Source organism: Bradyrhizobium sp. MI1.10 (assembly GCF_055811035.1).
This window is the reverse complement of record NZ_JBVVPN010000067.1, coordinates 19,613-30,090: the sequence shown is the minus strand read 5'-3', so window position 1 is coordinate 30,090 and position 10,478 is coordinate 19,613. Positions and strand designations below refer to the sequence as shown.

Sequence of the window (10,478 nt, the reverse complement as noted above, 5' to 3'; positions counted from 1 at the left end):
AACATCACCGCATCCATGAGCCGCAAGGCCGATTGCTACGACAACGCCCCGATGGAGAGCTTCTTCCATACCTTGAAAACCGAGCTGGTCCATCATCGCGATTACAAGACCCGCGCCGAGGCCCAGCGCGACATCTTCGCCTTCATCGAAGGCTTCTACGACCGAACCAGGCTCCACTCCGCCATCGGATATATCGCCCCGATCGAGATGGAGCTAAAAGCCGCTTAAACCCGTCCACTCTTTCGGGGGAAGATCATCCGACGCCTCATCCGCTTGCTCAGGATTTTGCGTGGCAAATCCTCGGCGCCCCCCTCGCGGAGTCGGCGATCAATCCAGCCCGAAATTAGGCTTCGTCACGGACGACTATTTAGGTACAGACCCTAGCGCGAAATTTCGCCTCTGAAGTCCGAACTCACAGCAATGCAATTTAATCCGGCGATTGCACTTACATAATAGGAAGCGCTGCATCTCAAGGCCTTGCGCTGACTCGCCTTTCCATTTGCGCCAAGGCCGGAACCACTTCACCGATCAACTGTCCTTGCTTCCAGATTAATGATGCGGTGAACCTTACCTTCGAAATTGGTCGCCCAGATCTCGCCGTTGTCAACCTCACGCACGTACTCGGGGATTATCGGCATCTTACCCAGGCCACCCGTACCATCGACCACGAAAGTAGGCACAGCAGGACCACTAATGAAGCCTCGCAAGCCATGATATAGCTCTAAGATGCAGTCAAGCGTAAGTTGATATGCATGGTTTCCCTCTGCAATATCACATGAATAGCAATAGTATGGACGAATGCCGCAAGAGACAAGGCCCATACACAGAGCACGCAAAGTAGCAACGTCATCGTTTACTCCCTTCAAGAGTACCGATTGATTGCCGATCATCGTGCCAGTCTTGCGGAGCATCTTAATGCGTTCCGCAAAGAGCGGGGTTATTTCTCTTGGATGATTGACCTGAACGTTGACCATTTGCACGTCATATCGCTCGATAATACCACAGAGTTCGGGAGTAATTCGGGTTGGTAGCTGCACAGGCAGGCGACTTCCGATGCGCAGAAGTTTAACGTGCGGTGCTCTGGCCCTAATCTGGCTAAGAACATGTTCCAGTTGTCGGTCGTTGAGTAACAGTGGGTCTCCGCCCGATACGAGACAATCATCGATCTCTGGATGAGATTCTAAGTACCGAAATCCGCGCTCAAGCTGTTGCTTGTTGACAGCTCTTTCACTGCGGGAAACAAACCTTTTACGAGTGCAGTACCGACAATAGCTCCCACAGTTCGTTGTAACCAGAAAGAGTACGCGGTTAGGATACCGATGCACAACAGTGCTACTGTCCTGCATATCATGGTCCTCCGCCAGACTGTCGGCGACTTCGTACGGCCGAACATTTAGTTCTCCTTGGAACGGCATATACTGCTTGCGAATCGGACAGTTCGGATCGTCGCGATCCATTAACTGTGCCAGATATGGTGTCACGCGCATGTCGAAATGGTCATAGATCGACATATCGACTTCCTCAACGTGATTGAGAATGCCTTTCATGTCTTGGTGGGTCCTGTAGCGACGCTGCAAGGCCTGTTGCCAGCTTTCGGAAGTCACGTCATAGGCGTCGACTTCTTCCCGCGTGCGGAGAATCCTGCTCAGCCGATTGAGGTCGGCTACCCTTGTACGGGGATTGGTCGCTTCGATTGCAAACACCATATTGTTCTCTCAAGGTGTGACAGCTTTGCCCTCTCACTCTTTACATTCGTAAGCGATAGTATCGCCTGCGCTTTCCACCGCGCCATAGCGAAACGGTGGGTCGTATGATGTTAGGTTTACAGAATGCGAGGGCTTAACGGTTCACGGTTGCGGCCCCCCGCGATTAGACGCCTGTTCGGCCCTGGGATACCAATTCCGAAATGCCGCGCGTGGGCGAGATCGAGGATTCGGTTGACCAATTTCGAGAACGTGTATCCACCGGCCGTCGCAGCCCGGGCGTAGGAGTGAGTATCGTTGAGTGACGGACAGAAGTTGATCTCGAGGACAAAGGGCTGGCCGGAGCGGTCGATCCGGAAGTCGACGCGCGCGTAGTCCCTGCCGCGGCAGGCACGGAAGGTCGCAATCGAAAGATCCCGCAACATCCCCGCTAGCTCACTCCCGATTTGCGCCGGACAAATCTTCTGCGGCTCCGCCACCCCTATATGGAACTTATCTTCCCAGGTCATAAGACGTGTTTGGCGATCGCCGAAGTCGTGCTCCACCGGAGGCAACACCTCGAGCTCTTCGTTTCCCAGCAGTGCCACGCAGATCTCTCGTCCTTCGATGTATTCTTCCACAAGTGCATCCTCCGCATACTGCGTGACGATCATTTCTACGGCTTGCCTTAGCTGGGAAGGCTCTTGTACGAATTGCAATCCTAGGCTGCTGGACTCGTAACGCGGCTTCACTACCAATGGAAATCGCAGGTCGCCGGTGCTCTCCGTGCCGTGACGCATCACTCGAAAGTTCGGCGTCGGCACGCCGTCATCGCGGATGAGCTTCTTTGTGATGACCTTGTCGAGCTCTAGCGCAGCCCCAAGCGGACCGGGTCCGGTGTATGGAATGCCGGCCATCTCAAGCATAGTCGGAACCTCGCTGACACGCCACTCGCCCTTGCTCCCGTACGCCCTGTTGAAGACGATTCCGGAGGGACGGGCTTGCGCGTCGGGTGGCATGAACCGCTCGAGTGTAGCAAGCAATCCTTTGTCGCCCTCACAAAGTATCGTCTCGTGGCCGCTCTCTTGCAGAGCCGTCTCCACCCTTTTGATTGCTGTGCGATAATACCCCGGATCATGCTGTCCGGATGCGTTGATCTCGATCGGCTCGTTCCACACGACTGCTACCCGCATGAGTTACTCCCTGGATGTTGGCCCACTGCTAGCTTGGCTCGGATCTGGTTGACTGAGGCCTCCACCGGAGACTGCGACCACTATGGTCGTAAGATCATTTACCAGGTCTCCTGCAATCGGCGTACCAACAGAGGAGGCGCGAGCAACACGCGAAAGCCATGTGTTTCGCGCCGCGCCGGCGAAATACCTGCACCTCGATAGTCGCGTTGCGAACGTAGATGTCTTCGACCGGAGAGGGCTGGACAGAGAACGTCCGTTGACGGCAAGTAGACGAACTCGCATCCCCGTAGCGACACGAGGCCTCTCGATGAACTTCGTGACCATGGTGTGAGAGCGCGAGACGGTGCCTGCAGCGACCATTACATTAATCTGGAACGTTCGAGCATGCGTCATGTGAACACCTCGTCCGCGGGGGACCACTATGGCCAATAGGTATGCTTCGCCATATCCAAGCAATCGGCGTGCCACCAAAGACGCGATCGAGCGCCGCTTGAAGCGGTGCAAAAGAGATTTGCGCGCAGCGTGGCGAAATAGCTGCGTTTCAGTGTGTCGCGTTCACGACATAGTAGTGGGGTAAACCGAACACGAGCGGCGAGAACCGGAAAGGTCGAACAATGGCAACGCCTCACGTGCAAATACGAAGATCCGATATCGCGGATACCATACCGAACTCATTATCCACGCGCCCGGCCACCGAGCATCATCTAGTAGCTCTGCACAGTGATTTCGAACGGTGCCTCTGGCGGTCATTGGGCTGGGTCAGGTGTTTCCGATAAACCAGGACTTCGATTCTATACGGAATCCTTTGGCTGCCTTTGATGTGGCCGGCTCGTTCCAGTGTCAGCACCAGCGGGTGAACCGAACGCGGGCTGAAGTGGAAATAGTCCTGCATGTCCGTTCGGGCGGGGGCTGCGGCGCAGGCGTATAGAGGTCGATAACGGCAAGACACCGCCCCTGTTTGGGAGTGAAGGTTGTTCCGAAGGACTCACGCCTGCCGTCCGATTCAGCTGTTCGTGCGAGTCTTGATCAAGGAAGCCGGCATGAATGTACGGTATCGGATCGAACTCAGCCAAGCTTAGCGCACCGAGGTCAAGACGTTGCTCAGCAGCGGCAAGCATGCATCCCGCAAGCTCGAGCGCGCGCAGATTTTTTGCTGGCCGCCGCCTATGCCGGGCCACCGAGGAGAGATCGCTAGGGCGTTGGCGTGGGCGGCCCGCCCGTGTACCGGACCAAGTGACGCTTCGCTGGAAGCACACTGGACCGGACGGTGAGCAAGGAGCCCCCTTCCAAGCGGAGCGCAAACTCACCGGCAAGCAAGAACAATGCTGGTGGGGACCGCCTGTGCCCGCCCAAGGGCCGCGCCGGCTGGAAGCTTAAGCTGCTGGGACGTGAGATGGTCAAGCTCACCCAAGCACAAAAGCCCGTCCCACGAGACGGTTAGGCGGCGCCTGGCCGAATGGCCTCAAGCCCTGACGCAAGGACATCTGCTGCATTCCGGAGCTCGATGGCGAATACGTGGCCCGCATGGATGTCGACTCGATCTCTATGCCGAGCGCCCGATCCCGGGCGGCCGGTGGTGTGCTTCGACGAAGCCCCTCGCAATTCGTTGGCGAGACGTCTCAGCCATCTCGGCCGAGCCCGGCCGGCTCGAACGTTACGATTACGAGTTTCGTCGCAACTGCGCGGTCAATCTCTTCGTTCAAGTTGCTTGCAACGGCCTTGGCGGAAGGTCAAAGTCACCCGAGTGGCGCCCGCCCAAGCCAGCCGGATCTTTGCGACGGCTCGATTCCACTTCCCCCAAGTACGCAAGTTGGCTCAACATAGGCGGGATCGAGATTGGCGCCCTGTGGGTCAGTGCCTCAATCGTAGGATCGACGCTCCTAAACGACCGCGCCACCGCCGCAACGCGCGTGGCAGGCCTCGCGCACGGCGTGAGCACGTCCTCTTATGGTTTGCGGCGCAGGACGAACGCGCCGAGCCTAGCAATTTCATTTCCATGGTAAGGCTTCTTCCGAGCTTTGCGAGCCGAACGCGCGCGCGCGCCCTCGCCGAGCTCGGAGCTAGAATAAGGCTAAGGCGTCAACTTGCGAATCCAGGCGTGAAGCGCGCTGATGATCATTTCGTCGCAACGACGGAAGGTGAGAAATCCCGCAGGCGCATTCAGATAGCGCGCCCCATCGACGCCCACGAGATAAGGATCCTCGCCGCCCTGTTCGCTCGCCGAGTTCACGCGACCTCAAATCGGCGGGCAGATGGCGGCTGCCACTTAGTCGAGCAGAACTCGACGATTTCTTTTGAACTTAAAGCGTTCCTGTTGGCTGATTAAAATCAGTTCCAACCGAGGTTATGTCCGAAGGCGACGATTGGATGGCCGAGGGGCACGGACTACAGCCGCATGGCCGTAATGCCTATCGTGGGCTTCCATCTGTAACAAGCAGAGTGAGATATCCATGTTCGTCAATACTGGCCAGCTGGCGGATCGGAATATCTTTCTCGAGACCGCATCATGACGAACACCGATTTTTATTTCGCGGGCTCGCCACGGTGACACCCTACTAACAGTTAGAGCTGTGGAGGACGCTCAGGATTGGTATCGACGAGAATTCGATGTGCTGGGACGCTGCCTCAAGATGCCCAATGGAAAGCCCTGACATGCCGGAACTGAAAGTGCAGCCTTCCGAAGCGCCGCCGCCGTCGCACCTGTTCTATCTCTCCAGCCTGCGCCGGCCGCTCGTCGACCGTGCCGACGGTATCTATTTCTGGACCAGGGACGGGCGCCGCTTCATTGATGGGTCGAGCGGACCGATGGTTGCCAACATCGGCCATTCCAACCGCAACGTGCTCAACGCCATGAAGCGGCAGATGGACAAGAGCACTTTCGCTTACCGGCTGCATTTCGAGAACGAGCCGGCGGAAGAATTGGCGCGGGAATTGGCGCGCAAACTTCCCGAGGGCTTGGACCGCATCTTCTTCGTGTCCGGCGGCTCGGAAGCGACCGAATCTTGCATCAAGCTTGCTCGGCAGTGGGCTGTCGCCACCGGCCAGCCCAACCGCTGGAAAGTGATCACCCGTTTCCCGTCCTATCATGGCGCCACGCTTGGCTCGCTTTCCGTCACCGGCGATGATGCACTCGCCGAAAGTTTTGCACCGATCATGCGGGTGATGCCCACGGTGCCGGCGCCGACCGCCTGGCGGGACCGCGATAATCTTTCGATGGAACAGCGCGGGCTGCGCTATGCCGAACTACTCGAGGAGAAGATCCTCGCCGAAGGCCCGGAAAGCGTGCTGGCTTTCATCATGGAACCGGTCGGCGGTGCCGCTACGGCAGCCCTGGTCGCGCCCGACAGCTACTATCTGCGCATCCGCGAGATCTGCGACCGCTACGGCATCCTGCTCATCCATGATGAGGTGATTAGCGGCGCCGGTCGCACTGGTAAATTTCTCGGCGGTGACCACTGGAACTGCAGGCCCGACATTGTCGCACTGTCGAAAGGACTTGGCTCAGGCTACGCGCCGCTCGGCGCGCTGGCCGTGCCGATGCGACTGGTCGAGCCGCTGCTTGCCTCCGGCGGTTTCCAGCACAGCCACACTTATGCCGGCAATCCGCTTGCCTGTGCGGCGGGTGTTGCCGTGCTCGACGAGATGGACAGGCTTGACCTCATCGCCAACGCCGCCGCGATGGGCGATGTGCTGATTAGCGAATTGAAGGCGTTGCAAAAGCGCTTCCCCTTTATCGCCGATGTGCGCGGCAAGGGCCTGCTTCTCGGCGCCGAAATGGTCGCCGATCCGGAAACGCTGAGACCGATCGACCCAGCCCGCAATGGGACGCAGCGTCTGCTCGATCTCGCTTATGCGCGCGGCCTGATCATTTATGGTCGGAGGGTCAAGGGTGGCGTTGATGGCGACAATTTCATGGTGGCGCCGCCGATGATCATCACGCGAGAGCAGATCGGCGAGATGATAGCCATCATCGCCGATTCACTGGAGGCACTTGCCGCCGAACTCGGCCTGCCGGTCGAAGGCTGAGGGGAAGAGACAGCCCGTGGATCATCACCTGCACCGTCACCGGTCGGTGCATACGCCACCGATGTCGCCGCATCCGCCGGTAACAGCGGACCAGATCGCGACCGAGATCATCGGCGCTACGAAAGCCAGCGCTTCGATCCTGATCTGCACATCCGCGCCCCGAACGGCCGATGACCAACGGCTGATCCCGACGTTTTTCAGTTCCTGCGGCGTTATCAGCCGAACGACGGAGGCTCATCGCTGACCGCAAACAGGGATCTTGGTACCCCCCTTGCGGGTTCGGCCCGAAATTTGCTGGCTCGATATAGGCCCGGTAAATTTCGCGCTCTCCCGATCTTCGACCGGCCCGCGAATGGCAGCTGACGGCTCGACGCAACGCGGGACGCGGCCTTGAAGAACTCCGCTAAACATCATGGAGAAGCTCGGAAACGTTCCGGCACGCGCTTCGAAACGAATGCTACGATGTCGGCCATCTCTGCTCGACGGCACATTTGCATGATCGGAGCCTGATATCCGCGCCGGTGCTCCTTCAGTCCGTCCTCAGCATCCTCGGCTAATCGCGACACGTTCTCGCCGTCTCCCTGCATGCCGATGCAGTGCGGTTCTATTCCCTTTTCTGGGCCACGGCGACGAGCGCGGCGAAGGCCCCGGCCCGCTTCAACACCTGTCGCCGACATAAGTCCTACACGTGGCATTTCTGAAAGCTCTCGCAACAGCCTTGCAGTACCTTCACGCCCGAAACGCTCGGTCTCGATGGCTTCGAGCGCGATCCGTGTGGCTGCCTGTCGATGACGACATTTGGCTACTCGCGTATCGGCGAAGCTATCGCCGGGCTCGGCTTACGTGCGATAATCGTGCAGGAAGGCCGCATCTTTGCGGCGAGTCGGTGATAACCTCACCACTCTCCTGACCGGCTTTGGCGGCAAGCAGCCCTAGCTATTGGTTGGTCCGGGACAATCCTTTTGTCAGGAGGAATGGTGACTGTTCTGCCCGTGTCATGAGGTAGCGAGCTTATCCTCACAGGATTGTTTCCCATGATCCCACCCACGACTGCTAGCGTGCTGCCGCGGCGTTTCCCGCTGCGATGAAGCCGGATTTTGCACTCGTAAGGAAAGCGGGCGCCTTTCACTTAATTGGCGTGCGGTTGCTGCGCGAGTGCGAACGCCCTATCGGAGTCGTGACCCTTGCTCGTCCACTTGCAGCCATCGCATCAATTCACGCCGCCGTGCTGACATTACTGCAGAGGCGTCTCGTTCGGTCCAATCGTAGATGCCTTTGCCGCTGGGAACTCCGCAATGCCCATCATGGACCAAAGCGGCGACTTTTTCAGATGGTTCAGACGAATTGTCGAGCCACGGTACCAGAAAGCGAGCAAAATGATACATCGTGTCAAGACCGGCTAGATCCGCTGATTCGATTGGTCCGGTCACAGCAAGCCGTCGTCCGATCGAATGCCGGACCACCGAGTCGATCGCATCGGCCGAAGCAACACCCGCGGCCCAAAGCGCCCAAGCCTCACGAAGTGCCGCAAACTGGATGCGATTGCCGATGAATCCAGGCACTTCGCGATCGATCAGGACGGGCGCCTTTCCGATAGCGCTAAGAAGCGTGCATGTACGCTCGATCACTGCCTTGGTCGTGGCATCGCTGCCACAAACCTCAACAAGCGGAAGCAGTTGGGGCGGATACCAAAAATGCGCGGCGATAACCCGCTCCTTATGTGCGACGCATTGGTGCACAGCGCTTGCCGGATGGCCGCTGGCGGTCGCAAGTATGGTATCAGAACGACAAATCTCGTCGAGTTTGGAAAATATGTCGAGCTTGAGCTCCATGTCCTCCGGAACGGCTTCGATGACGAATTCCGCCGCTGCCGCTGATTGCAACTCGGTTGAAGTTCGAATCTTCGCGATCGCGGCTTTCGCGGATGAAACGCTCAACAGCTTAGCCTCGACAAATTCGTTGAGGCTCGCTCCGATCCGCTGGAGTGCGCTCTCGAGACTGTCCTGGCTGCGACCAATGAGACAGACCTGCCAACCGGCCTTCGCGAACACCTCAGCGATTCCGTGTCCGATCACCCCGTTGCCGATAACAGCTATGCTCCCAACATCAGAAGTCTTCATTGACAGCCTCCTCCGTCCAACGATTGATACGAACTACTTTACGCGTTCTTGAGCGCTATCACGATGCCTTGCCCAACGGCGATGAAGATGGTTGGGCAGGCGCGCCGTCTCTTGGTGAGTGAGACTTCAAGGGCGACGGTTCCAGCAACGCGTGCACCGGACGTCCCGAGCGGATGACCGATCGCGCCACTATCGGGGTTATAAAATCCGCGTCCATCCGAATACTGATTTGCAAACGGGGTACGCGGCGAAGGCTTGGTTGAGCTCGACTATCCGAAGTCGGCGGGTTTGATAGCAAGCCGCGCACACAGCTTCCTCGTTGACGATTCCGACGCGACAGCCATAATAGAGGCGCGACACTGATGACGCCAAGAACTCGCGCGATCGGATTGAGATTATCTCGTTTGACCGCTGCCCTCTGATGCCACGAGCAGCGCGGCGAAGGGATTCTGTCGTCCGAACAGCACTGCTGTATCGCCTCCTTCGTCGTGCGGTCGCGGTCCTTATCGACGTCAGCACGCTCGCCCTGATGCCGGAGAGAGGAAAGCTTCATCAATCTCCCGATCCGGGCACAACCTTCGCGACGCCGCGCCTACCGACCAAAATGGAGGCTTCCGATCGGCTGCGACTGGGAATTTTACTTCGGCACATCTGGGGAATTTTCAATTGGAGTTGACACCCGGCATGATAGCATTCGTAATTCGGCGGCCGTGGACTTGAGGCGTTCAAGAAACTCCGGGACCGCCCGCGAGCGTACACGCTCAGCTGGGCCTGTGAGTCCCAAGGCGTAGATCGGCGGTGTTTCCGGTAAAGAAAGCACCGGACAGGCAAGCGTGTAAAAGCCTTGAATGTGTTCCCCGTTCTCGACGGCGTAGCCCTGCTTCCGAATCTTCGCAAGTTCACGCTCAAGATCCTGGCGATTGCTGATCGTCCTATCCGTCAACTTGGGGAGTTCGGTATCCAGAATCGCCTGGCGCAACCGGGGATGCTGCATTGCCGTCAGAACCTTCCCTGAAGCAGTCGCATGGGGAGGCAGCACATGCCCGGGTGCGACATAAACCCCGACACTTGCGTCCGGCGACTCCATCACTACGGAGTGGACGGACGAGCCGGACAGACGAGCGACGAAGCAGGTCTCACCGGTTTGTTCGGCCAATGCCTTAAGCCGGCGCTTGCTTGCGCCAACTATCCAAGATGTGTCGGATTCCAAAATCCGACGGAGTCTCCCCCCAAGCTTGAACTCGCCCCCCCGCCCGCTGCTGGCGACCAGATCACTGCTTTCCAGAGCGTTTACAAGCCGATTGACCGTCGTCTTTGGGAGGTCCAGCACAGCCTCGATCTCGCGGCCGGTAAGCCCATCGAGCGACCCGGCGATCGCTTCCAAAACCTGTGTATAACGCTCCAACGGGCCTGATTTATGCTTCGGAGTCTTCTTGGTTTTCATGGCGGTTCTGCAT

At 58.2% G+C, this 10,478-nt stretch carries 9 protein-coding genes; 4 read left to right on the top strand and 5 right to left on the bottom strand.

Features of this window, described 5'->3' with window-relative positions; all coding sequences use genetic code 11:
* A partial coding sequence (locus tag AC0L3K_RS37315) for an integrase core domain-containing protein (protein ID WP_473367956.1) occupies positions 1-228 on the top strand: 228 nt, incomplete at its 5' end.
* Between the two features lie 293 nt (positions 229-521).
* On the opposite strand, the gene AC0L3K_RS37310 is transcribed toward AC0L3K_RS37315, so the two are convergent.
* Positions 522-1,706, bottom strand: coding sequence for a KamA family radical SAM protein (locus AC0L3K_RS37310; protein WP_473367955.1), 1,185 nt, complete (start codon positions 1,704-1,706; stop codon positions 522-524).
* A gap of 116 nt (positions 1,707-1,822) precedes the next feature.
* On the bottom strand, positions 1,823-2,875 hold the full coding sequence (locus AC0L3K_RS37305; protein ID WP_473367954.1) for a D-alanine--D-alanine ligase family protein: 1,053 nt from the start codon (positions 2,873-2,875) through the stop codon (positions 1,823-1,825).
* Positions 2,876-4,973: 2,098 nt separating this feature from the next.
* Between AC0L3K_RS37305 and AC0L3K_RS37300 the strand changes: the two genes are divergently transcribed.
* The 3 genes from AC0L3K_RS37300 (at position 4,974) to AC0L3K_RS37290 (ending at position 7,145) form a co-directional block, all read left to right on the top strand.
* Positions 4,974-5,201, top strand: coding sequence for a hypothetical protein (locus tag AC0L3K_RS37300; protein ID WP_473367953.1), 228 nt, complete (start codon positions 4,974-4,976; stop codon positions 5,199-5,201).
* 326 nt (positions 5,202-5,527) lie between these two features.
* Positions 5,528-6,901: an aminotransferase family protein gene (locus tag AC0L3K_RS37295; RefSeq protein WP_473367952.1), complete on the top strand. Its 1,374-nt coding sequence runs from the start codon at positions 5,528-5,530 to the stop codon at positions 6,899-6,901.
* 16 nt (positions 6,902-6,917) lie between these two features.
* On the top strand, positions 6,918-7,145 hold the full coding sequence (locus AC0L3K_RS37290) for a hypothetical protein (protein ID WP_473367951.1): 228 nt from the start codon (positions 6,918-6,920) through the stop codon (positions 7,143-7,145).
* Between the two features lie 922 nt (positions 7,146-8,067).
* Here the strand turns inward: AC0L3K_RS37290 and AC0L3K_RS37285 are convergent.
* The 3 genes from AC0L3K_RS37285 to AC0L3K_RS37275 all read right to left on the bottom strand — a co-directional run bounded on the left by AC0L3K_RS37285 (position 8,068) and on the right by AC0L3K_RS37275 (position 10,465).
* On the bottom strand, positions 8,068-9,021 hold the full coding sequence (locus AC0L3K_RS37285; RefSeq protein WP_473367950.1) for a 3-hydroxyacyl-CoA dehydrogenase family protein: 954 nt from the start codon (positions 9,019-9,021) through the stop codon (positions 8,068-8,070).
* Positions 9,022-9,059: 38 nt separating this feature from the next.
* A complete protein-coding gene (locus AC0L3K_RS37280; protein ID WP_473367958.1) occupies positions 9,060-9,203 on the bottom strand; it encodes a hypothetical protein in 144 nt (47 codons plus the stop codon).
* 455 nt (positions 9,204-9,658) lie between these two features.
* Complete coding sequence (locus AC0L3K_RS37275) at positions 9,659-10,465, bottom strand: IclR family transcriptional regulator (RefSeq protein ID WP_473367949.1); 807 nt, start codon at positions 10,463-10,465, stop codon at positions 9,659-9,661.
* Positions 10,466-10,478 lie beyond the last annotated feature (13 nt).